Below are 26198 nucleotides of genomic sequence, written 5' to 3'. Positions count from 1 at the left end.
ACGGGCCCCTCTGCTGCGAATATTGCTATGTGAGCAGATTCCGTCCCCTAACCAGCGTCGCCCGGGTCTTCACGACCCCGCACGCCCCGGAGGACTTCCTGCGCCTGGTCAACCCCCTCTCGTCGGCCCGGCAGCTGCGGGGGGTCGTCACCCGGGTCGATCGCGAGACCCCCGACTCCGCCACCATCCACTTCCGTCCCGGCCGCGGCTGGCACGCCCACCAGGCCGGCCAGTGGGCCCGCATCGGCGTCGAGATCGACGGCGTACGCCAGTGGCGCTCCTACTCCCTGACCACCGCGGGCGGCGACGACCCCGCGATCACCGTCACCGCGATCGGCGCCATCTCGCAGGCGCTGGTGCACCGCACCCAGCCGGGTGACGTGCTCTTCCTCGCGCCGCCGCAGGGCGACTTCGTGCTCCCGGAGCACCCGCGCCCCCTGCTGATGATCACGGCCGGCAGCGGGCTCACGCCCGTCATGTCGATGATCCGCACCCTCGTGCGGCGTCGCGCCGACGCCGACGTGCAGCTCGTGCACTCGTCGCGCACCCCGCAGACCGCGCTCTTCAAGGACGAGCTCGACGAGCTCGCCGCCCTCGACCACGGCCTGACCGTCCACCACTGGACCACCGGCGAGCGCGGCCGTCTCGACCTGACGACGACCGCCGACCTCGACGCGCTCGTGCCCGACTGGCGCGAGCGGGCGACCTACGTCTGCGGGCCCACCGAGATGATCGACGCCGCCGAGCTGCTGTGGAAGGGCGCGGAGGTCGAGCACCACCTGGTCATCGAGCGCTTCGCCGCCGTGGTGGCCCCCGGCGCCGGCGGCGAGGGCGGCCGGGTCGTCTTCGAGAAGTCCGACCGCGAGATCGACGTCGACGGGTCCACGACCCTGCTCGACGCCGGTGAGGACGCCGGGCTCATCATGCCGAGCGGGTGCCGCATGGGCATCTGCCAGAGCTGCCTGGTGCCCCTGCAGTCCGGACGGGTGCGCGACATCCGCTCGGGCGAGGTGCACGGCGACCAGGGCGAGCTGATCCAGACCTGCGTCTCCACCGCGGCCGGCGACGTCTTCCTCGACGTCTAGCGCCCCCACCCCACTTCACGCCTGCCCACCCGCAGCGGCACTGACGCCGCCCACCACTCGTTCCCCCGACGTCCGATCCCCAAGGAGATCCCATGACCGCCATCGCCGAGCGACTCGACACCCCGAGCGCCACGCCCACCAGCGAGCCCAAGGTGCGTCCCCGTCGCGCCCTCTTCGAGGTCGAGGGCAGCCCCCTCATGCGCCCCACCGCCGCTGCCCACCTCAGCGACGACGACGTCGCGGCCCTCGGGGCCGAGCTCGACGCGATCAAGGAGGCCGTGATGGCCGACCGCGGCGCGAAGGACGCGGCCTACATCCGTCGCGTCATCCGCGCCCAGCGCACCCTCGAGCTGGCCGGACGGGCCAGCCTCGTCTTCGCGAGCTTCCCGCCGGCCTGGATCGCGGGCGTCGGCATGCTCTCGGTCGCCAAGATCATCGAGAACATGGAGATCGGGCACAACGTGCTCCACGGCCAGTGGGACTGGATGCGCGACCCCGACATCCACTCCACCACCTGGGAGTGGGACTTCGTGACCCCCGCCGCGTCGTGGAAGCACACCCACAACGACCTGCACCACGTGTGGACCAACGTCGTGGGCAAGGACCGCGACGTGGGCTACGGCATGCTGCGCATGAGCGAGGACCAGGTGTGGCAGCCGTGGAACCTCGGCAACCCGCTCTACAACGCCCTCCTGGCCCCCGTCTTCGAGTGGGGCATCGCCGTCTACGACCTCGAGATCGAAGAGGTCGTCAGCGGCAAGAAGTCGAAGACCGAGCTGCGCCGCGACCTGCGGGCGGTCGGCCGCAAGGTCGCCCGGCAGTTCGGCAAGGACTACTTCGCCACCCCGGCCGTCGCGGCGCTCACCGGCTCCTTCGTGCCGGCCCTGCTCGGCACCCTGACCGCCAACGCGATCCGCAACATCTGGGCGCACGCCGTGATCTTCTGCGGCCACTTCCCCGAGGGCGCCGACACCTTCACCGAGGAGATGATCGAGGGCGAGACCCGCGGTGACTGGTACGTGCGGCAGATGATCGGCTCGGCCAACATCGAGGGCTCGCAGGCCATGCACTTCATGACCGGCAACCTCAGCCACCAGATCGAGCACCACCTCTTCCCCGACCTGCCCAGCAACCGGTATGCCGAGGTCGCCCCGAAGGTGCGCGAGATCTGCACCCGCTACGGCCTGCCCTACAACAGCGGCCCCATCCACCGTCAGGTCGGCTCGACCTGGGCCAAGATCTTCCGCCTGGCCCTGCCGCCCAAGGGTCGCTTCGGCCGCCGCGCCGCCACGACCTGAACGCCGCACCCCGGGTCGTTCGTTAGCCTGCCGTGGTGAGCCCCACCGACGACGACCCCCGCCGGAGCGCCGGTGGTCCGGGTGCGCCCGGGGCACCGGCGTGGCCCGCGCCCTTCCGCACCACCCTCGTGCGCGACGCCGTACGCGGGTGGCAGCGGGCCCTGGCCGACGTCGGCGGGCCCAACACGCTGTTGTGGTTCCGGGACCTGCCGCTCGGCACCCTCGACCTGACGACCGCCCACCCGAGCGGTGTCTCCAAGCTGCTGGCCGGCCGTCCGACGACCGTCTCCGACCTCGTGCGCGAGCGCAGCGCGGTGTCCAAGGCCCGGGCCCGTGCGCGGGCCATCGCCACGACCTGTGACCGGGTGCTCGAGCAGCGAGGGCTGCACGTCGGCTTCCTCGCGCTCGGGCTGGCCACGTGGGGCACCGGGGGGCGCTCGCCGCAGGCGCCGGTCCTGCTGCGCCCGATCATCCTGCGCCCCCACGGCACCGCCCTGGTCGGGCCGCTCGACCCCGAGGTCGAGCTGCAGCTCGGCTCCGAGGTCGAGGTCAACCCCGTGCTCGTGCGAGCCCTGCGCGCCCAGGCGGGCATCGAGCTCGACGAGGCCGCGCTCGCTGCGAGCGCGGTCGCCTCGGGCGGCTTCGACCCCCGCCCGGCGTATGCCGTGCTCCAGGTCGTGTGCGCCGACCTGCCCGGCTTCGCCGTGGCGCCCCGGCTGGTGGTCGGCACCTTCCCGCACAGCAAGCTGGCCATGGTCTCCGACCTCGCCGACCACGCCGCCGACCTGACCGACCACGACGTGGTCGCCGCGCTGGCCGGCGACGGGGACGCGCGGGCGGCGGTGCGGGCCGCCACCCCCGACCCCGACCCCGATCCTGACCGCGACCCGGGCGCCGAGCGGCTCGTCCTGCCCCTCGACGCCTCACAGGGCGACGTCGTCGACGCCGTCGTGCGCGGCGCGAGCCTCGCGGTCACGACGGCGCCGGGCACCGGCGCGACCCAGACCGTGGCCGCGCTCGTGGCGGCCCTGGCCGGCGAGGGCCGCTCCGTGCTCGTCGTCTCGCCCCTGCGCCGCGACCTGACCGACCTCGTCGCTCGGCTCGGTCCGCTTGGTGACCTCGTGCTCGACGCCGCGTCGGCCGGCACCGACCGCCGGGCCACCCTCCAGCAGGTCGTCGACTCCTTCGCGAGGGTCGTTGACCGCCGCGACCGGCAGCTCGAGCAGCCGGTGCTCGCCCCCGACCCGGGCGTGCTCACGGCCCACCGTGACGTGCTGCGCGACCACGTCGCGGCGCTGCACGAGGTGCGCTCGCCGTGGGGCGTCAGCGTGCACCAGGCCCAGTGGGCCATCGCCGAGCTCGCCCTGCGCACGCCGGCCCCGTCGTCGCGGGTGCGCCTGCAGGGCCAGACGCTGCTCGAGCTGCCGCGGGCCCGGCTCGACGAGCTGGCCCAGCGTCTCACTGAGGCCGCCCTGGTCGGCGCCTGGTCCGGCCGCGCAGCCGACGACCCGTGGTACGGCGCGCACGTGGCCACCGACGTCGACGCCGAGCGCGCGCAGGAGGTCGTCACCCGGCTCGCCGGCGGGGGTCTCGACCGGGCGACCGCCGCGCTCGACGTCGTGCTGCAGGCCTCGTCGCTGCCCCGCGCGGCCACGGTCGACGACTGGGCCCACGCGCTCGGCATCATGGCCGGGGTGCGCGACACCCTCGAGGTCTTCCGCCCCGAGGTCTTCGACACCCCTCTCGACGAGCACGTCGCCGCCACCGCCTCGGCGCAGCAGCGTCGCGACGAGCCCCCGGCGGGCGCCGCGCTCGGCACCTTCACCCGCGCCCGGGTGCGGGCCCAGGCCCGTCGCCTCCTGCGCCCGGGCCGCCCACCGGCCGACCTGCACGCCGAGCTGGTCGCGGCCCGTCGGCACCGCCGGGCCTGGCACGAGCTGGTCGGCGCCGGTGGCCGCCCCGAGATCTCGCCGCAGCTCGACGAGGCCCTGCAGACCTACGAGCGGCTCCGCGCCGACCTGGGCTGGCTGGGCGAGCTGCTGTCGACGACCCGGTCGGGGGGAGTCGACCTGCTGCGCCTGACGCTGGCCGAGCTCGGCGACCGGCTGGCCGCGCTGGCCGAGCACACCGACCGGCTGCGCATCCTGCCGCAGGTCATCCCGATCGTCGACGAGCTGCGGGCCAGCGGCCTCGGCGACGTCGTCACCGACTTCGCCGCCCGTGGGGTCGGCGCCGACGAGGTCGCGGCCGAGCTCGACCACGTCTGGTGGGTCTCGATCGTGCGTCACGTCACGCGCACCGACCCCTTCTACGCCGCGCACGATGGTGAGCGCCTGCGCGCCGCGGCCACGGGCTACGTCGCGGCCGACACCGCGCACCGGGCGGCGACCGCGGCCCGGGTCCGCTCGGTCGTCGACGGGCGCACCCGTGCGGCCGTCTCGGCCGAACCCCGGGTCGCCGCCGGTCTCCTCGCCGAGGCCGACGACTCCGGTCGCCCGCGCGCGGTCCGCGACCTGCTCGTCACCAGCGGCCCGCTGCTGCTGGCCACCCGCCCCTGCTGGGTCCTGAGCCCGTATGCCGTCGCCGAGACCGTGCCTCCCGGCCCCCTCTTCGACGTCGTCGTCATCGAGTCGGCCGGGCTGCTCACGCAGCAGGAGGCGATCTCGGCGCTCACCCGGGCCCGGCAGGTCGTCGTGCTCGGCGACCCGGCCGGGCCGGCGCCGACGCCGTTCACCACCTCGCCGCCCGCGCCACCCGCCCTGCCGTCGAGTGCGTCGCAGCAGGCGGACGGGTCGACCGACGAGCCGGTCGCACCGGTGGCCCCGGTGGCCCCGGTGGCACATGCGGCCCCTGCGGCCCCGGTCGGTGCGGTCGAGCCGGTTGCCGGTGACGCGGCACACGGGATGCGCTCGGCGTTCGACGCCCTGGCCGAGGTGCTGCCCACCCGGCGCCTGGTGTGGGACCACCGCAGCACCGACGAACGGCTCCTGCGCGCTGCCGACCAGGCGGCATCCGGTGAGTGGCTGATGACCGCGCCGGGCGTGCGCGAGGAGTCACCCGTGCGGGTCGTGCGGGTCGAGGGGGTGGGGCTCGTCGTCGCCGGCAGCGAGACCGCGATCGAGTCGACCGAGGCCGAGGTGTCGCGGGTCGTCGAGCTCGTGATCGAGCACGCCCGCACCCGACCGACCGAGTCGCTCGGGGTCATCGGGGTCACGGCGGCGCACGCGGACCGGCTGCGGCTGGTGCTCGCCCACGAGCTGCGCGAGCTCGACGACGGCGAGGGCTTCTTTGCGCAGGCCGGCGGCGGGTCGTCCGAGGCCTTCGACGTGCGGGGTCTCGACGACCTGGGCCCGTCGCGGTGGGATGCGGTGATCCTGTCGGTCGGCTACGGCAAGACGCCTCACGGCCGGGTGCTGCACCGCTTCCCCGACCTGATGGCTCCCGGTGCCGACCGACTGCTCGTGTCGGCGACGTCGAGGGCCCGCACCCGGCTGACCCTGGTCACTGCCCTCGACGCCGACGACCTCGACGTCGAACGGCTGCGCGACCCGGGCCCGCTGGCGCTGCGGCGGCTGCTGGTCGACCTCGAGGCGGCCGCGACCGACCCCCGGGCAACCGGCGACCGGGCCCGTGACCCGCTGATGGCCGACCTCGGTGACCGGCTGCGGCGCGAGGGCCTGCAGGTGCTCGAAGACGTCGGCTCCGGCCGGCACGTGATCGACCTCGTCGTCACCGACCCCCGCCACCGCGACCTGCCTCCCGTCGCCGTCGAGGGCGACGGCGCCTCGTATGCCGCCATGACCGGCACCCGCGAGCGCGACCGGCTGTGGGAGGAGCACCTCACCGGCCTCGGCTGGCGCTTCGTGCGGGTGTGGTCGACGGACCTCTACCGCGACCCGGCCCGCGAGGTCGCCCGCGTGGTCGCGGCGACGAGGCCGCCCCCGCCCGGCTCGGGCGAGGGGGATCCTGGAGGGGCGCCGGGGGTGCCGTCGTGAGCGAGGAGGCGACGGGCGCGAGCGGTGACGCGGACCGGACGCTGGACGGTGCGGCCGACGGTCTGGCCGACGGTGCGGTTGCGCGGCGGCGAGGACCGCGGCGCGCGACCCGCGGGCCGACGGGGACGCCCCTCGACCAGCCGGTGACCGACGACCCCACCCTCGACGACACCGACGCCGGTTGGGGTGAGCGGGTCGACGATGCCGCCCACCAGCGTTGGCTCACCGAGCAACGCCCACCCCACTGGGGCTGACGGGCCGCCGCACACGTCGACACATGAAGCCTTGTGCGCGCCGTTCGGGGGCTGGGCGCCGCACAGGTCGACACCTGAAGATGTATGCGCGCGGGTGCTCCGTCGGCCGTCGCCGCGCCTGCCGCTCCTGGTCCCGGGCATGACAACGGGGTGGGAACGACGCTGTTCCCACCCCGTCAGTCGGGGACCGCTGCGGCGGCGTCGATCAGGACTTCGAGAGGTCCGTGCGGTCGGCGATGGTCTGGCCACGCAGCAGGTCGCGGATCTCCTGCAGGAGGATGACGTCCTCGGAGGGGGCGGCTGGCTCGGGCTCCTCGCCGCTCTTGCGCATGGACATGATGCGGTTCATCGGGACGACGATGAGGAAGTAGACCACCGCCGCGGTCAGGACGAAGACGATGATCTGGCTGATGATGCCGCCGAAGTCCATGAAGGTCTTGGGATTGCCCGCACGCAGGGTGGGGCCGAAGCCGCCGGTGCCCGAGGAGCCCACTGCCGCCAGCAGGGGGTTGATGATGTTGCTGACGAACAGGTCGACGACCTTGGCGAAGGCCCCACCGATCACGACGGCCACCGCGAGGTCGACGACGTTGCCGCGCAGGAGGAAGTCCTTGAAGCCTTTGATCATCGCTGGTGCTGCCCTTCGCTCGGGCCACCCGACGTGGGTGGTGGTCGGCCAAAGGCTAGCCCCGCTGGAGGTCCCCGGGTGACAGGCTTGACGCAACCCGTGGCTGACCACCCTTCCGTCCCGTGATGAGAGGAAGGTCCCTCGCTCGAGGAGCGACGTCACCGGCCTCCGAGTGCCACGACGAACCCGGTCAGCCCACTCGGCCCGCCCATCGCACCGGCCACGGCGCCGGCCTCCGCCCGGGTCAGGCCCACGACGAGCCGTGAGCCGGCGCCACCGGCCGAGGTGGCTCCGAGCAGGGCGCTGCCACCAGCCACGGATGGGGACTCGCCGCTCGCGGTCACGGACAGCACCGGGGCCGCCGCCGCCACGCTCGCGCCCGTGCCCGGTGCCAGCACGGTGACGGTGTCGCCCGCCCGCAGGTCGACCAGCAGCCCCTCGTCGACGAGCGGGATGCTCATCGCGACCAGCGCCGGGCTGAGCCCGGTCAGGCTCGCGGCCCCCCGGAAACGGCTCGTGGTGAGCACCTCACCCACCCCGACCGGCCCTGCAGTCACCTGACCCAGGGCGTCGGCCGGGCCGGCCAGCGCCGACGCCGGTCGTTGCGAGCCCGGCCGACTCTCGACCCGCACGTCGTCGGCCCCCACCCGGGCCCCCAGCGCGAGGTCGTGCGCCGCCACGACGACCGACACCCCGGAGTCGACCGGTCGCGGCGCCACCGCCGACACGACCAGCCAGGTCGCCGCGCCGGCCAGGACCGCCGCGACCACCCGTCGGGCCTGCGCCCGACGCCACGCCGCCCGCCGGGTGGTGCCGGCGCGCGTCCCCCCGGGCAGCCGGGGCCACCCCACACCCCGGGGCTCGGGCTCCGGGTCGAGACCGAACCGGCCGGCCGCCCGCCCGGCCTCCAGCCCCCGTAGGCCCCGCGGCACCCGCGGCACCCGTGCCAATCGCGCCATGGGAGCCACCCTCAGGGCAGCTCGAAGGGCAGCGTCAGCCCGTCGAGCGAGCGACGGCAGGCACACGTGGCCGAGGCGTCGTCCTGCGGCGGGGGCAGGGTCGGGATGGTCTGGGCCAGCACCGACTTGAGCGCCTCGATGTTCTGCCCGAAGACCTCGAGCACCTCGGCGTGCGTCACCCCGGTGTCGCCCTCGACCCCGGCGTCGTGGTCGGTGACGAGGGCGACGTGGCTGAAGCACAGGGCCAGCTCGCGCGCGATGGAGGCCTCCGGCATGCCCGTCATCCCGACGATGCTCCACCCGGCCTGCTGGTGCCAGTGGCTCTCGGCCCGCGAGGAGAACCGCGGCCCGTTGACGACCACGAGGGTGCCGGAGCCCTCGACCGGCATGCCCGCCCCCGCGGCGGTGCGGGTGACCGCCTCGCGCAGCCGCGGGCAGTAGGGGTCGGCGAAGCCGACGTGCACGACCGGACCCTCGGCGTCGTAGACCGTGTGCGCGCGGCCCCAGGTGCGGTCGACGACCTGGTCGGGCACGACGACCGTGCCCGGCCCGAGCTCGCGGCGCAGCGACCCGACCGCACACGGTGCGAGCACCTGCCGCACCCCGACCGCGCGCAGCGCCCACAGGTTGGCCCGGTAGTTGACCCGGTGGGGCGGGAAACGGTGGCCCTGACCGTGACGGGCCAGGAACGCCACCCGACGTCCCTCGACCTCACCGATGACCAGGTCGTCGCTCGGCGACCCGAACGGGGTCTCGACGCTGACCCGCTCGGCGTCGGTGAAGAACTCGTAGAACCCCGAGCCCCCGATGATGCCGATCTCGGCCAGGGGGGCGGTGGCGGTGGTGGGGGAGGCGCTCGACGTCATGGGCCGACCCTACGGCCGGTGGCGGCTGCACACGGTGGGGAGCTCGTCGCCTGTGGACGGCCGCCGGGGCGCAGGGGGCTGTGGAGGACCGGGTCAGAAGTAGTCGCGCACGTGCACCGCGCCCGTTCCACCCCAGCCGCCCGGCAGGAAGGCGTCGTCCATGGGCCCGTGCAGGAGCCCGGCGAGCCGCAACGAGGCCGGGGACTCGACGCCCGCATAGGCCAGTGCCAGGCCGCGGGGGCTGAAGGTGGGCACACCCGGGGCGGGCTGGTCGTCGAGCCGGGAGCAGGTGCCGTCGGCGACGGCATACGTGCCGTCCATGACACCGAGCCGGTCGCCGGAGACGGCGAAGCGAGCCTCGCCGCTCGGCGCGAGCGCGCTGACCGCGGCGGCGACGTCGTCGACCCTCAGCATGTAGGGGCGGGACTCGGCGACGGTGCCCATCGACCCCGGCAGGTGCCGGCGGGCCGCGTCGACGCCCGACGTGCGCACCCGCAGGGTGCCGACCACGCTGGAGAAGGACGAGAAGAACGACCAGAGGCTGACGTGCGCGCGGTCGTCGGTGGCCAGCAGGTCGTGCACCGTGATCACGGCGTGGCCGTCGTAGCCTGGACCGCGCGTCCACGACGTGTAGCCGACGACCGCGCCGCCCTCGTCGAGCGCGAGGGTCGTGCCGGTGGAGGCCGCGAGCAGCTCGCTGTCGTCGGCCCCGAAGGAGGGCCCGCGCCGGGTCAGTGGCCCGCACTGCGCCGCGGCCCACGTGTCGTAGACGGCGCGCACGGCGGCGACGTCGTCGACCTCGGCCCGCCGCACCGTGATCGCCGGGCTCGGCCGCAGCCGGTCGAGGCCGGCGACCGGCACGTCGACCAGGTCGTACGACGTCACCACCTCGTAGCCCAGCGAGCGGTAGATGCCCGTGGCGGTCGGGTAGAGCGTCGAGAGCACGCAGGTGCCCTCGGCCCGCTCGGCCTCGAGGGCCGCGCCCAGCAGACCGCCGAGCAGCCCCTGGCCGCGCCGCTCGGCGGCGACGGTGACCGAGGCGATGCCCGCGGTCGGCACCTGCGCACCGGACCACCAGGAGTCGTAGCGGCGCACGGCCAGGTGAGCGACCGGTCGGCCCTGGTCGAACGACGCCCAGCGACGGCGCCCGGGCGCCTCGAGCGGCGGCGGTGCGGCGTCGCCCGGGTAGGGGCCGAAGGCCTCCTGCGCCAGGGCCAGCAGCGGGCCCAGGTCGTCCCGGGTGACAGGCCGGATCTGCGTCATACCGCTGCCGCCCCCACCGCTCAGGAGGCGGCTGGGGTGCTGCTGGACGAGCCCGACGAACCCGACGACGCGCTCGTGGTCTCCGTCTTCTTCTCGGGCTTCTTCTCCGTCTTCGTCTCGGTCTTGGTCTCGCTCGTCGAGTCGCTCTTGCCCTCGCTCTTGCCCTCACCCTTGGGGCCGCTCCCCGAGCCGGTGCTCGCCGCGCGGGAGTCGTTGCGATAGAAGCCCGAGCCCTTGAAGGACACGCCGATCGAGCCGTAGACCTTGCGCAGGCGGTCACCGCACTCGGGGCACGCGGTCAGGGCGTCGTCGGTGAACTTCTGCACGGCGTCGAACGCGTGAGCGCAGGCGGTGCAGGAGTAGGCGTAGGTGGGCACGAGGTCCTCCGGTGATCTTGCTGGTCAGGTGCCGCGAAGCGACGACCCGAGTGTACGAGGACTCGCGTGAACACCCGACCGCTGGTCACGACCCGGGCGGCTCGGCCCACCCGGCGAGGCGGCCGGCGCGGTCGACGGCCCGCACCCGGGCCTCGGCGGCCGCCCGCGCCGACGCGGTCGCGACGATGAGCAGCTGGTCGCCGTGCCGCAGCGCGGTGCGGGGGGTGGGCGCCAGGCCGACGCCGTCGCGCACGATCAGGGTGACGGTCGCCCCGGCGGGCAGCCGCAGCTCGAAGACCTCGACGCCGTGGATCCGCGACCGCTCCCCGACCGTGACCTGCACGATGTCGGCCCCCATCTGCTCGAGCGGCGTGGTCTCCACGTGCAGCGCCCGCTGCTGCACCGACTCGACGAGCCCCAGCCGGCGGGCCACCCACGGCAGGGTGGGCGCCTGCACGAGCGTGAAGATGACGACGAGCACGAAGACGAGGTCGAAGACCCACTCGGTGCCGGGCGTGCCGAGCGTGGTCGGCACCGTGGCCAGCACGACGGGGACGGCGCCCCGCAGCCCCGCCCACGAGAAGAAGACCTGGTCGCGCCAGCCGATGCGGAAGGGCGTCAGCGACACCACCACCGACAGGGGGCGGGCGACCAGCAGCAGCACGAGGCCGACGACCAGTGCGGTCGGGATGCGCTCCACCAGCCGACCGGGCGACGCCAGCAGCCCGAGCAGCACGAAGAGGCCGATCTGGGCGACCGACCCGATCGCCGACGAGAAGGCGTGCACGGCGGGGCCGTGCGGCAGACCCATGTTGCCGAGCACGAGGGCCGAGAGGTAGGCGGCGATGAAGCCGCTCGTGTGCGCGGAGTCGGCGACGGCATACGCGAGGACCGACAGGGCGATGACCCCGATCGAGAACAGGCCCGAGGACGCGCCGGCTGCGCGGCGCAGGAACAGGCCGCCCAGCCGGCCCAGGAGCAGGCCGACCGCGGCCCCGCCGAGCAGCTCACCAACCGCCTCGAGCACGACGAGCCACCACGGCAGGGGGGTGGCCCCGGGGACCGACGCCGTCGCCAGGGTCACCACGAGGATGACGACCGGGGCGTCGTTGAATCCCGACTCGGCCTCGAGCAGCCCCGTGAGCCGCCGCGGCAACGGCACCGTGCGCAGCACCGAGAAGACGGCGGCCGCGTCGGTCGAGGTCAGGATCGCCCCGACGAGCAGGGCGACGGTCCAGTCGAGGTGCAGCAGGTAGCGGGCGGCGACGCCGACGACCGCCACCGACACGACGACCCCGACGGTCGAGAGCACCGCCGCCGGCGCCACCGACCTGCGGATGCCGGACCAGCGGGTGGTCAGGCCACCCTCGGCCAGGATGAGGATCAGCGCGGCGTAGCCCAGCACCTGGGTCAGCGAGCGGTTGTCGAAGCGGTTGCCGAGTCCGCCCTCGCCGATCGCCAGCCCGATCCCGAGGAAGAGCAGCAGCGCCGGCACGCCCGAGCGCAGCGAGAGCCGCACGGCCACGACCGCCACCAGCAGCACGATCGAGCCGAGCAGCAGCGACCGGGTCAGGTCGGGGGGACCGTACGCCCCGGGGAGCGCGGCCGGCAGCGCGCCCGGCAGCGCGCCCTGGAGCGCGACCGGGAGCGCGAGCGGGATCAGGTCGGTCACGGCAGGCCTCCTGCGTCGGTCGTCGGTCTGTCGTCGCGCCGCATTAGTCTCGCAGGGTGGAGCGAGCGAGAGTCCTGCGGAGGGTCGGCCTGGGTGTGGCCACCCTCCTCGTCATCGTGGTCGCGCTCGCTGCGGTGGCCGGCACCGCGATCGTGCGGCAGTCGTTCCCCCAGACGCGCGGCGAGATCGAGCTCAACGGGCTGGGGGCGCGGGTCAGCGTGCTGCGTGACGCGCAGGGCACCCCGCAGATCTACGCCGACTCGACCGACGACCTCTTCCGGGCGCAGGGCTTCGTCGCGGCGCAGGACCGCTTCTTCGAGATGGACTACCGCCGGCACGTCACGGCGGGCCGGCTCTCCGAGCTCGTCGGGTCGGCGGGCCTGCCGGCCGACCGGGTGGTGCGCACCCTCGGGTGGCGCACGGTCGCCGAGGCCGAGCTGCCCGGTCTGGCACCCAGCACCCGCGCCTACCTCAACGCCTACGCCGACGGGGTCAACGACTACATCGCCCGCGCGGGGGGCTCCAACGCCAACATGGCGCTGGAGTACGTCGTGCTGGGCCAGCAGATCAAGGACTACACCGTCGAGCGGTGGACCGCCGTCGACTCCCTGACCTGGCTCAAGGCGATGGCCTGGGACCTGCGCAGCAACTACGACGACGAGCTCGCCCGCGCGCGCCTCGGCACGACCTACTCCCAGGCCCAGCTGAAGGTCATCTACCCCGACTACGCGGCCGCGGGCCACGACCCGATCCTCTCCGGCGCCGACTGGGCCCCCGCCACGACCGCGGCGGGTTCGGCGGTGCCGCAGGCCCTGCGCCGGGCGACCACGACCGCGACGACGACCGCCCCCGCGGCCTACGGGCAGGTGGCGCCCAGCGTGTATGCCGGGGTGCAGCAGGCGCTCGACGCCGTGCCCACCCTGCTCGGTCACGGTGAGGGCATCGGCTCGAACTCGTGGGTCGTCAGCGGCGAGCACACGACCACGGGCAAGCCGCTGCTGGCCAACGACCCGCATCTCGCGACCTCTCTTCCCGGGGTCTGGTACCAGACCGGTCTGCACTGCCGCGTGGTGACGGCGACCTGCCCCTTCGACGTCTCGGGCTTCTCCTTCGCCGGTCTGCCGGGCATCGTGATCGGGCACAACGGCTCCATCGCCTGGGGATTCACCAACCTCGGCCCGGACGTCTCCGACTTCTACCTCGAGAAGGTCACCGACGGCACCTACCTGCGCGACGGCAAGCAGGTGCCGCTCGAGACCACGATGGAGACGATCAAGGTCGCCGGTGGCGCCGACGTGCCGCTCACCGTGCGGCGCACGGTGCACGGCCCGATCATCAGCGACGTCATCGACTCGGCGGCGCAGGTCGGGCGTCGGGCGCTGGTGCGCCTCGCCCCCCAGCAGGACACGTACGCCGTGTCGCTCGCCTGGACGGGGCTGGTGCCGTCCACCACAGCCGACGCGATCTTCGCCCTCGACCGCGCGACCGACTTCACGCAGTTCCGCGCTGCGGCAAAGCTCTTCGCCGTGCCGTCACAGAATCTCGTCTACGCCGACACGGCCGGGCACATCGGCTACCAGGCTCCCGGTCTCGTGCCCGTGCGGTCGACCTCGGTGCCCAACACCGTGCCGGGCTACTGGCCGGCGCCCGGGTGGGACAGCTCCTACGACTGGCGTGGCTACGTGCCCTTCGACCGGCTGCCGTGGTCCTACGACCCGACCGAGGGCTTCATCGTCACCGCCAACCAGCAGGTGACCGCAGCGCGCGGGGGGCCGTTCCTCACCACCGACTGGGACCTCGGCTTCCGCTCGCAGCGCATCAAGGACCTGCTCCAGGCCCGGCTCCGAGGCGGCGGCAAGGTCTCGCCCGACGACATGCGCTCGATCCAGCTCGACACCCGCAACGACTTCGCCCCGACGCTGGTCAAGGCGCTGCTGTCGGTCGACCTGCTGAGCCATGCCGGCGAGGAGCCCGGGGTCGACAACACCTCCAACGAGCAGTTCGCCCAGCAGGCCCAGGCGCTGCTCGCCGACTGGGACTTCACCGAGCCGGCCGACCGCAGCAAGGCGGGCGTGCGGGCGTCGTACTTCAACGCCGTCTGGGTGCGCCTGCTGCAGTACACCTTCAACGACGAGCTGCCCGACGGCATCCAGGCCGCTGGCGGGTCGCGCTGGATGGTCGCGGTCACCACGCTCCTCGACCAGCCCAACAACCCCTGGTGGGACGACAAGCAGACCCCGGGGGTCGTCGAGGGGCGCGACGAGATCCTCAAGAAGGCGCTCATCGGCGCGCGGCTCGACCTGACCCGGCACCTGGGCAAGGACCCCGTCACCTGGTCGTGGGGCTCGTTGCACGAGGTCACCCTGACCCACCCGGTGCTGGGTGGCCCGACGGTGCCGGCCTTCGTGCGCTCGGTCTTCAACCGAGGCCCCATCGGCCTGCCCGGCGGCACCTCGATCGTCAACGCCAACAGCTACAACGCGGCCGCCCGGGCCCCCGGCGCGGCCCCCACCGACATCAGCGGCTCCACCTTCAAGGTCACGAGTGCCCCGTCGATGCGGATGGTCGTCGACCTCGGTGACCTCGACGCCTCCACCTGGGTCAACCAGACCGGCAACAGCGGCCACCCCTACGACGCGCACTACATCGACCAGGCCGACACCTGGGCTTCTGGCGGCAGCTATGCCTGGCCGTCGACCCGGGCTGCGGTCGAGCGGGCGGCGGAGGAGACCCTCACCCTCGTGCCGAGCGGGCACCTGCAGGGGGGCTGAGACCGGCCAGCGCGGTCAGACCAGCACGCGTGAGTCGAGGGGTGGGGTGGGCCTCAGGGTGACGAAGCCGCCGTCGGCGGTGACCACGCCGTCGACGGGCCGGTCGAGCGGCGACGCCGGCAGCAGTTCGCCGGGCGCTCGCAGCTCGCCGTCGTGCAGCAGGGTGACGACCAGGGCTCCGGGCCGCCGGTGGACCAGGGCCCGGTCGTAGGAGCCGCCACCCTGCCCGAGGCGTGTCCCGACCCGGTCGACGGCCAGCCCGGGGGTCACGACCACCACCGCGGTGGCCAGGGCGTCGGCCCCCAGCAGGTGTCCGTCGAGGTCGCACCACTGGAGCGAGCGGTCCTCCAGCAGCCGGGGCAGGATCACCTCGTGCCCCACGGCCGCGAGCGCCGCGACGAGGCGCTCGGTGGGCGGCTCGACCCCGTACGACTCGTAGGCCGCGACGCGCCCCACCCGACCTGCCCCATGCCGCGCCACCAGTCCCACGACGTGCCCGGCCAGCGCCTCGGCGTCGGCGACGAGGTCGCGGGTCGACACCAGCTCGCGTCGGCGCCCCCGCGCCGTGCGACGGACCACGCTCTTGTCCGCCGCCACCTGCTCGGCCTCGTCCGCCACGCCCACGAGCCACATCGTAGGGTGGGCGCCATGAGTGCTGAGGGTCTGGCCGATGCGACGACGCGGATGCGGGAGCACGGGGAAGACGATCTCGCGGTGCGGGCCTTCGAGGCGAGCTATGTGAGGCTCGAGGAGATCCTCACGACCGGGGCGGGCGGGGTGATCCCCGAGGACACCATCGACCCGCTGACCGACGTGCCCGCGCTCGCCGACGTGGCCGACGTGGCCGACGACGACGACCTCGCGCGGGCGCTGGGCCTGGTCGCCATCGTCAAGCTCAACGGCGGCCTCGGCACCTCGATGGGCATCACCGGCCCCAAGTCGGCCCTCGAGGTCAAGGACGGGCTGAGCTTTCTCGACGTGATCTGCCGGCAGGTGCTGGCCTTGCGCGCGCAGCACGGGGTCGACCTCCCACTGGTGCTGATGAACTCCTTCCGCACGCGCGAGGCCTCCCTCGAGATCCTCGCGCGCTACCCCGACCTCGCTGTCGACGGCCTGCCGCTCGACTTCGTGCAGAGCGCCGAGCCCAAGCTGCGCTCCGACGACCTCTCGCCGGTCGACCACCCCGCCGACCCCGAGCTCGAGTGGTGCCCGCCGGGGCACGGCGACGTCTACGTCTCCCTCAAGAGCTCAGGGCTGCTGAAGACGTTGCTGGACAAGGGTTTCCGTTACGTCTTCCTCTCCAACGCCGACAACCTCGGCGCCACCTGCGACCCGCGGATCGCGGCCTGGCTGCTCGCCAACGACATCCCCTACGTCGCCGAGGTCTGCGAGCGCACGGTCAACGACCGCAAGGGCGGCCACCTCGCGGTCCGCAAGAGCGACGGCCAGCTGGTGCTGCGCGACAGCGCGATGGTCAAGGAGGGCGAGGACGAGTTCTTCCAGGACAACACCCGTCACACGACCTTCCACGCCAACAACCTGTGGGTGGACCTGCGGGCCGTCGACCGGCTGCTCGCTCAGAGCGAGGAGCACGGCGAGGTCGGTCTGGGGCTGCCCGTCATCGTCAACCGCAAGACGGTCGACCCCAGCGACCCCGACTCCACCCCCGTCATCCAGATCGAGACGGCGATGGGCGCCGCGGTCGAGCGCATCGAGGGGGCGCGGGCGCTCTTCGTGCCGCGCACCCGCTTCCGTCCGGTCAAGACGACCAACGAGCTGCTCCTCGTGCGCTCCGACATCTTCGAGCTCGCCGCCGACTCCACGGTCGTCAGCGTGATCCACCACGCCGAGCCCTACGTCGACCTCGGCCGGGCCTACAAGCTCGTGCCGGGCTTCGAGAAGCGCTTCGCCCACGGGGTGCCGTCCCTGCGGGCCGCGACGTCCTTCGTGGTCACGGGCGACGTGCACTTCGGCGCCCACGTCGTGGCCGTCGGTGACGTGGTGGTCGACGGGGCCCGGACCCCGCAGGTCGCTGACGGCACGACCCTGGGCGCCTGATGCGCTCGGTCGCGGAGCACCTGGCCACCGTGCTCGCCGCGGTGCGCCCGGGTGAGCCGGTGCGCGTGCCCATCGAGGCCTGCCTCGGCCTCGTGCTCGCCGAGGACCTCGTCTCGCGGGTCGACCTGCCCGGCTTCGACAACTCCGCCATGGACGGGTATGCCGTGCGCGCCGCCGACGTCGCGTCGGCCCACCCCGACGACCCGGCCAGCCGCGTCTCCCTGCCGGTGGTGGGTGAGGTGCCGGCCGGCGGGGTGGCCGACCGCGAGGTCGGGCCCGGCGAGGCCGTGCGCATCATGACCGGCGCGATGATGCCGGCCGGGGCCGACACGGTCGTGAAGGTCGAGGACACCGACGGTGGCACCGTGACGGTCGAGATCCGCGCGTCGGCGCCGGTGGGGCTCTCCATCCGCCCGGTGGGTGAGGACGTGCGGGCGGGCGCCATCGTGCTGCACGCCGGGGAGGTGCTCGACGCGCGCCGGGTCGCCCTGGCGGCGGCCACCGGTCACGGCGACGTGCTCGTCCACCCCCGCCTGCGGGTTGCCGTCGTCTCGACGGGGGCCGAGCTGGTGCCCCCGGGGCAGCCGCTCGCCCCGGGCCAGATCCACGACTCCAACTCGCACATGCTCGCTGCCGCGGTGGTGGAGGCCGGGTGCACTGTCGCCGAGCGCCTCAGCGTGGACGACGACGCGGCCCTGGTGCTCGCCACGGTCGACCGGCTCGCAGGCGAGGTCGACGCCATCGTCACCAGCGGCGGCGTGAGCATGGGCGCCTACGACGTCGTCAAGGAGTCGCTGCGCGCCCGCGGCGACGTCGAGTTCCTCGGCGTGGCGATGCAGCCGGGCAAGCCGCAGGGCTTCGGCCTCCTGGGCGAGCGCCGGGTCCCGATCTTCACGCTGCCGGGCAACCCCGTCTCGTCCTACGTCTCCTTCGAGGTCTTCGTGCGCCCCGCGCTGCGCACGATGATGGGGCTCTCGCCGGCGACCCGCCCGGTGCTGACGGCGCGGCTCAGCCACGACCTGCGCTCGCCGGCCGGGCGCACCCAGATCGCCCGCGCGGTCGCGACCCGCACCGCCGACGGCTGGGAGGCCGACCCCGTGCAGGGTCAGGGGTCGCACTTCGTGGGCGACCTGTCGCGGGCCAACGCCTTCGTGATCGTGCCGGCGCCGGTGAGCCGGCTGCAGGCCGGGGACGAGGTCGACCTGTGGCTGCTCGGCGGCGACGAGGGCAGGATCGGCGCGTGGTGAGCGAGCAGCCTCGCCTCACCCACGTGCGGGCCGACGGGTCGGCCCACATGGTCGACGTCAGCGCCAAGGCGGTCACCGCCCGCGAGGCGTCGGCGGCCGGCCGGGTGCTGCTGTCGCCGGCGGCGGTCGCCGCACTGCGGGCCGGCAACGTGCCCAAGGGTGACGCCCTCGCCGTCGCCCGCATCGCCGGCATCCAGGCGGCCAAGCGCACCCCCGAGCTGATCCCGCTGGCCCACCCCATCGCCGTCCACGGCGTGAGTGTCGACCTGAGCGTCACCGACGAGGGTGTCGACATCGTCGCCACCGTGCGCACGGCCGACCGCACCGGCATCGAGATGGAGGCCCTCACCGCGGTGAGCGTCGCCGCGCTCGCGCTGGTGGACATGGTCAAGGCGGTCGACAAGCACTCGCGCATCACCGACGTGCGGGTCACCGCCAAGTCCGGTGGGCGCAGCGGTGACTGGCGTGAGGAGGGGTCGTGAGCAGCGCTCCCTACGACGCCGTGGTGGTCGTGGCCTCGAACCGCGCCTCCGCGGGCGTCTACGAGGACCGCACCGGCCCCCTGATCGTCGCGGCGCTGCGCGGCTGGGGGTATGCCGTGCCCGACCCCGTCGTCGTGCCCGACGGTGAGCCGGTGGCCCAGGCCCTCGCGGCCGCGGTGGCGGGGCACCCGGCCGTCGTGGTGACCACCGGCGGCACCGGCATCTCGCCGACCGACGCGACCCCCGAGATGACCCGTCGCATCATCGAGCGCGAGGTGCCCGGGGTCGCCGAGGCGATCCGGGCGGCCGGGGTGGCGAAGGGGGTGCCGACGGCGGTGCTGTCGCGCGGCCTGGCCGGCACCGTGGGCACCACGTTCGTGGTCAACCTGCCCGGCTCCACCGGGGGCGTCAAGGACGCTCTCGCGGTGCTCGAGCCCATCCTCGGTCACGCCGTCGACCAGCTGCGCGGCGGCGACCACCGGTGAGGCGGTGGCCCGCGACGCTCGCCAGCCAGGACGGGCTGCGGCCGGCGATCGTGCTGCGCCCGCTGACCCGGCGTGACCGTCGGTCGTGGGATGCGGTGCGCCGGGTCAACGCCGAGCACGTGGGGCAGTGGGAGCCGACGATGCCCGACGGCGAGCCGCTGCGGATGACCTTCCGGCAGTATGTGCGCAGCCTCGACCGCGAGGGCCGGGCCGGGCGGATGTACCCCTTCGCCATCGAGGTCGACGGTCACCTCGCCGGGCAGATGCACCTCTTCGGCATCGTCGACGGGTCGCTGCTGTCGGGGGCGGCGGGCTACTGGGTCGCGCGCCGGTTCGGGGGCTCCGGGGTGGCGACCCGGGCACTGGCGATGGTCTGCGACTTCGCCTTCGGCGCCGCCGGCCTGCACCGGGTCGAGGTCAACATCCGGCCCGAGAACGCCGCGTCGCTGCGGGTCGTCGAGCACCTGCGCTTCCGCGACGAGGGCGTGCGCCGGCACTACCTGCACATCAACGGCGAGTGGCGCGACCACCGCACCTTCGCCCTGACCCGTGAGGACCTCGACACCGCGACGGCGATCCGCCGGTGGGCGGGAGCCTCCGAGGCCGGCCCCCCGGGTGGCTCGGACGCTGTGCAGCCCGAGTCGTCTGCGCGCCACGACTGACCAATGCGTCCCTCGGACCACGAGTCACATGGGCCACATGGGCGACACACCGGCCGGGGTCCGTCGTTGAGGCCGCCCGAGCCCCTAGCGTCGGGACCGTGCAGCCCGGCAGCCTGATCTTCCTCGTCATCGTGGCGGTGTGGGCGGTCTATCTGGTGCAGCACTGGATCCGCCGCCGCGACCACCTCGCGACCGCCCGCTCGGTCGACCGCTTCAGCGACGCCATCCGCGTCCTCGAGCGGCGGACCACACCCATGACGAGCACCACCAGCTCGTATGCCGCGTCTGCCGCCACGGGTCCCGCGCTCGTCGGACGACCCGCACCCGGCGGGCGCAGGGCTGCGGCCCGGACGCCGTCTGGGCCGCGCACACCGCCCGTGCGGCGACCCGGCCGGACCGCCGCGCGACCCGGTGTGCTGGCCCGCCGCATCCGCGGTCTCGTCGTGCTCGCGGCCCTCGTCGCGCTGCCGCTGACCGTGCTGCTGTCGGCCGTGAGCGTCCTGCCGTGGGGCTCGGTGCCCGTGGGGCTCGCCGGGCTCGCGGTCGTCGTGGCCTGGACCCGGGCGTCGGTCCGTCGCGAGCAGGCCGTGCGTCGAGCCGCCCGCGTGGGCGAGCGGCGACGCGTGCGGGCGCCGCGCCAGGCGACCGTCGACGCGGTCTCGAGCCCCACGGTGTCGCCGAGTGCTCCGGCGGTGCCCGGCGTGGTCGAGCCGGACGGTCAACAGCAGCAAGAGGTCGAGCCGGTCTCGGCGGAGCCCGCGCTCTACGACCTCATGGCCGTCGACGAGGCCGTGCGCGTCGCCGCCGCCGCCGCGGTCTTCGCTCAGGAGTGGAGCCCGGTGCCGGTGCCCACCCCCACCTACATGCTCAAGGACAGCGCACCCCGCATGCTCGACTGGGACGCCGCACCCACGATGGTGCCCGTGCCGATCGAGGTGGAGGACGACGAGCTCGAGCAGCTCATGGCCGCCCGCCACCGCCGCATCGTCGGCTAGCGGCTAGCGGCTAGCGGCTAGCGGCTAGCGGGGCTCCGCGCTCCCTCCGTGGTCAACCCGCCTCCGCGACCGCGCCCTCGGGCTCCGGGGTCGACAGCAGGTGGGTGCCGACCGCGTTGACCACGGCGGCGACGGGCACGGCGAGCAGGGTGCCGACCAGGCCCCCCACGATCGAGCCGGTCGCGATGGCCAGGATGACGGCCAGCGGGTGGATCTTGACCGAGCGGCCCATGATGAAGGGCTGGAGCACGTGCGACTCCAGCTGCTGCACCCCGATGACGACGCCCAGCATGATCAGGGCGGTCACCGGGCCCTGCGCCACGAGGGCCAGCAGCACGGCGACGCCGCCGCTCAGCAGGGCACCGACGATGGGCACGAAGGACAGCAGGAAGACCAGGACCCCGATGGCGAGGGGGAAGGGCACCCGCAGCCCGAGGGCGCCGATGGTGATGCCGACCGCGTCGACCGCCGCGACCAGCACGGTGGCGTGGGTGTAGGCGGTGAGCTGGCCCCACGCGACGTGCCCCGACGAGTCGATCCGGCTCCGCGCCCGACGGGGGAAGAGGCGCACGACCCAGGCCCAGATCGACGGCCCCTGGTAGAGGAAGAAGAAGAGGGTGAAGAGGCTGATGAAGAGCCCCGCCACGACGTGCGTGGCCGTGACCCCGGCCTTCGCGGCGTACGAGCGCAGGTCGGCGCTGCTCTGGAGCGACGACTTGAGCTGCTCGACGTAGGCGTCGAACTGCGTGTCGGTGACGTGGAAGGTGCTGCGCACCCAGTCGCGGATCTGGGTCAGTCCGCCCGCCGCCTGAGAGGCCATGTCGCCGAAGCCGCCGCTGATCTGGCTGCTGACCAGCGTCACCAGCCCGGCGATGACCAAGAGGGTGGCGAGCAGGGTCAGCCCCGCGGCCGGCCCGCGCTTCATGAAGCGGCAGAGCCAGCGGTGCACGGTGCCGAGCAGCGCCGTCAGCAGGGTCGCGACGGCGAGCGGGACGGTCACCTGGGAGAGGGTCCCCAGCACGTAGGCCACGGCGACGACCGCCACCGCGATGACCAGGCCGCGCCAGGCCCACTCACTCGCTGCTCGCACGGGTCCGGGCACGGGGGAGGGGCTCGTCGACGGCATGACCCCACCGTAGGCCGGCCCACCCCGGCGGCCCGACGAGCCGGTTTCATCGGGCCTGTCTGCCGGTGTTAGAGTTTCGGTCGCACCTCGGGGCTGTGGCGCAGCTGGTAGCGCACTTCGTTCGCAATGAAGGGGTCAGGGGTTCGAATCCCCTCAGCTCCACCGAGAGCGACGCCCACCGGACCTTGTCCGGTGGGCGTCGTCGTGTGCCTGAGCGCGGCCGTTCAGCCCTTCGGGGTGACCGGTGGAGCTCCGGCCGACGCCCGGCGACGGCGCACGACGAAGATCGGTGCGAGCAGGGCGACGAGGACGATCGCGGCCGGCAGCGCACCGAAGGGGTCGGTGGGGACGGCGGCGGTGAACTGCACCGGCTCAGCACGGCGCCAGCTCGCGGCGTCGCTGCCGCCCAGGGCGACGACCGCGCCGCCGTCGGCTCCCTTCTGGGCGGTCACCGCGCCCGGGGGCACTGCTCCACCCGGCGTGGCGCCTCCCGAGGTGGTGGTCTGCTTGCCGGTGGCCGCGGACGTCGTGGACGGGGTGGTCCGACCCTTCCCTGACGTCACGGGCGCCGTCGACCCCGTGCCCGCCGCACCGGGAGCGCTCGACCCGGTGCTCCCGCCGGTCGACGGGGCGCTGCCCTTGCCGCAGACGAAGGGGTCGCAGGGGCTGGTGGAGCCGGCTCCGAGCGAGCCCTGGAAGCGGGGGTTCGAGCAGTTGGACGCGGTGAGCGCCGTGGGTGCGGCACCGGTCAGTCGCCCGACCGAGTTCATCATCTCCTGGCTCAGGTTCGGCGGGAGTGGTGAGTAGCCCAGGGCGGCCATGCTCACCTGACCGTCGCAGGCGATGTAGCGCATCCACTTGGCGAGGGTGCCGCTCTTGCCGGCGTCGGAGTAGGGCCCCTGGCACGTCGGTCGGCTGCCGGTCACGGCGCACTGCGTCGTCATGTAGGAGTAGGCCGAGATGGGGTAGGCCTGCGGGTTGGTGCTGGCGTAGACCGCGCTGAGGTCCTGGCTGAGGTCGGGCCGCAGCTTGGCTCCCACCAGCGCCGTGGAGATGTTCTGGGCGTAGGGCAGGACGTACTTCCCGCCACCGTTCTGGATCCACGCGGTCGAGGCCCCGTAGACCTTGGCGTAGGCGAACTCGTCGAAGCCGATCGACCATTTGCCCGCCGGGCTGGAGAGGTACTGCGCGATCTGGTCGGAGTCGTTGAGGACGATGTTGTGGGGGATGTAGGCCGGGTTGGTGCAGGTGATCTGGACTGGCCGCTGGGCCACGCCGGCGCACCCGAACTGGCGGAAGCGGTTGGTGTACTCCGCGCCCAGGGTGGTCGCGTTGAAGTCGTAGAACAGGGCCGTCGTGCCCGACGGGTTGTTGCGCAGCACGACCCGGATGGGCTGGGAGGGGAAGTGGATCCCCTTGTTGGTGGCCACGATCGCCGGGTCGTCCCACGTGGTGATCTCGCCGGTGAAGATGCGGGCCACCGTCTTGCGGTCGAGGTGCAGGTAGTCGACCTTGCGGCCGGACGACTCCGAGATGTTGTACATGATGGCCACCGCACCGGCCACGTCAGGCACGTACTGGAAACCACGCGGGGGTGCGCCCACACCGATCGACGTGAACTCGGCCTCGGTGCCGGCGAAGTCGACGGTGTTCTGCGAGTAGAGGTTGAGTCCCGTGGGGGAGCCGGACGGCGTGTAACCGATCGACATGCCGAGGGTCTGGCCGTCGGCCACCCACTTGCGCATGGCGACCCCCACGTAGGTCGAGCCGGAGCCGCTGATGGGGGCCAGGGACTCGGCGTGCGAGGAGGTGGCGGGGAGGCACAGCGCCAGCCCGGCCGCGACGGCGACGATGAGTCGGCGACGGAAGCGGTGGGTTCGACTGATGGTCATGGGTGCTCAGATCCTGGGTCGGGCGGGCTGGGGTCGTGGGCGGCGGGTCAGCCGAAGCGGCCGTTGACGTAGTCGTTGGTGCGGGAGTCGACCGGTCGCTCGAAGATGTCGGTCGTGAGGCCGTGCTCGATGACCCGTCCGGGCTCGTTCTCGGCAGCGAGGAAGAAGGCGCAGAAGTCGGAGACGCGCTGGGCCTGCTGCATGTTGTGGGTGACGATGATGACGGTGACGTCGCTAGACAGCTGCTGGATGGTCTCCTCGATGCGGCGCGTCGACGTCGGGTCGAGGGCCGAGCACGGCTCGTCCATGAGCAGCACGTTGGGCCGGACGGCCAGGGACCGGGCGATGCACAGACGCTGCTGCTGACCGCCGGAGAGAGCGCCGCCGGCGGAGTCGAGCCGGTCGCGCACCTCGCGCCACAGGCCGGCCCGTTCCAGGCTCTGCTCGACCAGGGCGTCCTTGTCGGAGCACTGCATCCCTCCGAGCTTGAGGCCCGAGAGCACGTTGTCGCGGATGCTCATGGCGGGGAAGGGGTTCGGCTTCTGGAAGACCATCCCCACGCGGGCGCGCACCTGCTGGGCGCGCATCTGGCGGGCGTAGATGTCGTCGCCGTCGAGCAGCACCTCACCCGAGAGCGTTGCCGAGGGCACCAGCTCGTGCATGCGGTTGAGGATGCGCAGGAAGGTCGACTTGCCGCAGCCGGACGGCCCGATGAGCGCCGTGACCTTGTTGGTCGGCATGACGAGGTTGACGTCCTCGAGCACCAGCCGCTCGCCGAACCAGGCGCACACGTCGACCGACTCGATGCTGGCGGCCCCCTCGGGGGGTCCGCCGATGAACCGGATGGCGTCGAAGCGCTCGCGCGCGGTGGCCGGTGGGGCCGGGTCGGTGAGGGTCACGGGGGTCCTTTCGTCGGCGGACGAGGCGAGGTCGGGCGGGGCGGCGAATGCGGGCTGTGGTCGCGCGAAGGAGGGCATCGACGACCGGAGCCGGCGCAGCCGGCCGCTGCGTCCGACGGCCTGCCGGCCGAGGGAGCGCGCGATGAGGAAGAGCACGACCACGACGCCGATGAGCACGAGCGCCCCGATGTAGCCGCGGTCGCGCTCGTTCTCGGACGGCTGCTTGACCAGCCGGTAGACGTAGAGCGGAAGGCTCTCCTGCGGCCCGTTGAACGGGTTGGCGTTGATGATGGTGTTGCCGAAGGCCGTGAACAGCAGCGGTGCCGTCTCGCCGACGATGCGGGCCAGGCCGAGGACGATGGCCGTCGTGACCCCGCTGCGCGCGGTGGGGAGCACGACGCTCCATACCGTGCGGGCCCGGCTCGCCCCGAGGGCGAGGGACGCTTCACGCAGACCACCGGGCACGAGCCGCAGCACGACCTCGACGGTGCGGGTGACGGTGGGGAGCATGACGAGCGAGAGGGCCAGCGAGGCCATGAACCCGTTGAAGTTGAACAGCTCCCAGCCTCCGGGGCGGCTCACGACGAGGGCGGAGTAGATGAAGAGGCCGGCCACGATGGAGGGCAGGCCGCTCATCGCGTCGACGATGATGCGCACCCACCGGCGCATGCGGCTGCGGGTCTCGTTGAGGAAGACGGCGGTGACGACGCCGAGGGGGAGCACGAAGACCAGGGCGACCCCCGCCTGCTCGAGCGTCCCGATGATGGCGTGCAACCCCCCGCCGACCTCCGGGGGCGACTCGGGCGTCACCCCCCGCAGGTCGTGGGTGAAGAAGCTGAGCGTCAGGTGCGGCAGGCCGCGGACGGTGACGTAGGCGAGCAGGCTGATGAGCGGCACCAGCAGCAGCACGGCGCCGGTGGTCAGCACGATGGTGACGACCCGGTCGCGGGCCGCCAGCACCCCGAGCTGGTCGCGGGTGACGGCGTAGGTCATCGCCAGAGCGAGGAGGTACCAGACCACCAGGTCGGCCAGCCACCCGGGAGAGTCGACCAGCACGTGCATCAGCAGTGCCGTCAGCATGGCGGCCGACAGGGCGCAGCCCGCCACCAGCAGGATGTCGGGCGTGGTCCACAAGGCCGGCCGGACCCGGGTGCGCACCGTCGGCGGTGCGGCCCGGAGCGGTG

At 73.5% G+C, this 26198-nt stretch carries 21 protein-coding genes, 1 tRNA gene and 1 pseudogene; 12 read left to right on the top strand and 11 right to left on the bottom strand.

From position 1 onward, the window contains the following. Positions 1-29 precede the first annotated feature (29 nt). From V3N99_06335 to V3N99_06320, 4 genes are all read left to right on the top strand, one after another. Positions 30-1085 carry a ferredoxin reductase gene (locus V3N99_06335; protein MEO3936363.1) on the top strand — a complete coding sequence of 352 codons (1056 nt, stop codon included), beginning with the start codon at positions 30-32 and terminating at the stop codon, positions 1083-1085. A 197-nt stretch (positions 1086-1282) separates the two neighbouring features. Next, positions 1283-2383 (top strand): acyl-CoA desaturase, encoded by a 1101-nt coding sequence (locus V3N99_06330; protein ID MEO3936362.1) that lies wholly within the window; start codon positions 1283-1285, stop codon positions 2381-2383. 35 nt (positions 2384-2418) lie between these two features. Continuing rightward, positions 2419-6378: a DNA helicase gene (locus V3N99_06325; protein MEO3936361.1), complete on the top strand. Its 3960-nt coding sequence runs from the start codon at positions 2419-2421 to the stop codon at positions 6376-6378. Next, complete coding sequence (locus V3N99_06320) at positions 6375-6632, top strand: hypothetical protein (protein MEO3936360.1); 258 nt, start codon at positions 6375-6377, stop codon at positions 6630-6632. The genes V3N99_06325 and V3N99_06320 overlap by 4 nt, the downstream gene beginning before the upstream one ends. A gap of 205 nt (positions 6633-6837) precedes the next feature. On the opposite strand, the gene mscL is transcribed toward V3N99_06320, so the two are convergent. The 6 genes from mscL to V3N99_06290 form a co-directional block, all read right to left on the bottom strand. Next, complete coding sequence (mscL, locus tag V3N99_06315; protein ID MEO3936359.1) at positions 6838-7260, bottom strand: large conductance mechanosensitive channel protein MscL; 423 nt, start codon at positions 7258-7260, stop codon at positions 6838-6840. Between the two features lie 158 nt (positions 7261-7418). Next, positions 7419-8219, bottom strand: coding sequence for an SAF domain-containing protein (locus tag V3N99_06310; protein ID MEO3936358.1), 801 nt, complete (start codon positions 8217-8219; stop codon positions 7419-7421). 11 nt (positions 8220-8230) lie between these two features. Beyond that, positions 8231-9085, bottom strand: a complete 855-nt coding sequence (locus V3N99_06305; protein MEO3936357.1) for an S-methyl-5'-thioadenosine phosphorylase — start codon at positions 9083-9085, stop codon at positions 8231-8233. A gap of 93 nt (positions 9086-9178) precedes the next feature. Then, on the bottom strand, positions 9179-10348 hold the full coding sequence (locus tag V3N99_06300) for a GNAT family N-acetyltransferase (GenBank protein MEO3936356.1): 1170 nt from the start codon (positions 10346-10348) through the stop codon (positions 9179-9181). A gap of 20 nt (positions 10349-10368) precedes the next feature. Then, positions 10369-10725, bottom strand: a complete 357-nt coding sequence (locus V3N99_06295; protein MEO3936355.1) for an FmdB family zinc ribbon protein — start codon at positions 10723-10725, stop codon at positions 10369-10371. An 85-nt stretch (positions 10726-10810) separates the two neighbouring features. Next, positions 10811-12397 (bottom strand): potassium/proton antiporter, encoded by a 1587-nt coding sequence (locus V3N99_06290; protein MEO3936354.1) that lies wholly within the window; start codon positions 12395-12397, stop codon positions 10811-10813. A gap of 95 nt (positions 12398-12492) precedes the next feature. Between V3N99_06290 and V3N99_06285 the strand changes: the two genes are divergently transcribed. Next, on the top strand, positions 12493-15168 hold the full coding sequence (locus V3N99_06285; protein ID MEO3936353.1) for a penicillin acylase family protein: 2676 nt from the start codon (positions 12493-12495) through the stop codon (positions 15166-15168). Positions 15169-15183: 15 nt separating this feature from the next. Here V3N99_06285 and V3N99_06280 read toward each other — a convergent pair whose 3' ends face one another. After that, positions 15184-15792, bottom strand: coding sequence for a 5-formyltetrahydrofolate cyclo-ligase (locus tag V3N99_06280; GenBank protein MEO3936352.1), 609 nt, complete (start codon positions 15790-15792; stop codon positions 15184-15186). Positions 15793-15816: 24 nt separating this feature from the next. Here V3N99_06280 and V3N99_06275 point away from each other — a divergent pair, with 24 nt between their 5' ends. From V3N99_06275 to V3N99_06250, 6 genes are all read left to right on the top strand, one after another. Continuing rightward, positions 15817-17226, top strand: a complete 1410-nt coding sequence (locus V3N99_06275) for a UTP--glucose-1-phosphate uridylyltransferase (protein MEO3936351.1) — start codon at positions 15817-15819, stop codon at positions 17224-17226. Beyond that, a complete protein-coding gene (gene glp / locus V3N99_06270; protein MEO3936350.1) occupies positions 17226-18473 on the top strand; it encodes a gephyrin-like molybdotransferase Glp in 1248 nt (415 codons plus the stop codon). Before V3N99_06275 ends, glp begins: the two co-directional genes overlap by 1 nt. A 47-nt stretch (positions 18474-18520) precedes the next feature. Further along, positions 18521-18955 carry a cyclic pyranopterin monophosphate synthase MoaC gene (gene moaC / locus V3N99_06265; protein ID MEO3936349.1) on the top strand — a complete coding sequence of 145 codons (435 nt, stop codon included), beginning with the start codon at positions 18521-18523 and terminating at the stop codon, positions 18953-18955. Beyond that, complete coding sequence (locus V3N99_06260) at positions 18952-19440, top strand: MogA/MoaB family molybdenum cofactor biosynthesis protein (protein ID MEO3936348.1); 489 nt, start codon at positions 18952-18954, stop codon at positions 19438-19440. The genes moaC and V3N99_06260 overlap by 4 nt, the downstream gene beginning before the upstream one ends. Then, the gene (locus V3N99_06255; protein MEO3936347.1) at positions 19437-20102 is read left to right on the top strand and encodes a GNAT family protein; all 666 of its coding nucleotides are present in this window, start codon (positions 19437-19439) and stop codon (positions 20100-20102) included. Before V3N99_06260 ends, V3N99_06255 begins: the two co-directional genes overlap by 4 nt. 98 nt (positions 20103-20200) lie before the next feature. Further along, complete coding sequence (locus V3N99_06250) at positions 20201-21097, top strand: hypothetical protein (protein ID MEO3936346.1); 897 nt, start codon at positions 20201-20203, stop codon at positions 21095-21097. 52 nt (positions 21098-21149) lie between these two features. Here the strand turns inward: V3N99_06250 and V3N99_06245 are convergent, their stop codons facing one another. Next, a complete protein-coding gene (locus V3N99_06245) occupies positions 21150-22223 on the bottom strand; it encodes an AI-2E family transporter (protein ID MEO3936345.1) in 1074 nt (357 codons plus the stop codon). An 89-nt stretch (positions 22224-22312) separates the two neighbouring features. Here V3N99_06245 and V3N99_06240 point away from each other — a divergent pair. Then, a tRNA-Ala gene (locus V3N99_06240) sits at positions 22313-22385 on the top strand. A gap of 62 nt (positions 22386-22447) precedes the next feature. Here the strand turns inward: V3N99_06240 and V3N99_06235 are convergent. The 3 genes and pseudogenes from V3N99_06235 to pstA all read right to left on the bottom strand — a co-directional run bounded on the left by V3N99_06235 (position 22448) and on the right by pstA (position 26007). Then, positions 22448-24115 carry a substrate-binding domain-containing protein gene (locus tag V3N99_06235; GenBank protein MEO3936344.1) on the bottom strand — a complete coding sequence of 556 codons (1668 nt, stop codon included), beginning with the start codon at positions 24113-24115 and terminating at the stop codon, positions 22448-22450. Between the two features lie 47 nt (positions 24116-24162). Beyond that, the gene (locus V3N99_06230) at positions 24163-24921 is read right to left on the bottom strand and encodes a phosphate ABC transporter ATP-binding protein (GenBank protein MEO3936343.1); all 759 of its coding nucleotides are present in this window, start codon (positions 24919-24921) and stop codon (positions 24163-24165) included. A gap of 225 nt (positions 24922-25146) precedes the next feature. Next, positions 25147-26007: pseudogene (gene pstA, locus V3N99_06225) on the bottom strand (phosphate ABC transporter permease PstA). Positions 26008-26198 lie beyond the last annotated feature (191 nt).

Source organism: Dermatophilaceae bacterium Soc4.6 (genome assembly GCA_039889245.1).
Classification (GTDB): domain Bacteria; phylum Actinomycetota; class Actinomycetes; order Actinomycetales; family Dermatophilaceae; genus Lapillicoccus.
This window is presented reverse-complemented; position numbering and strand designations above follow the sequence as displayed.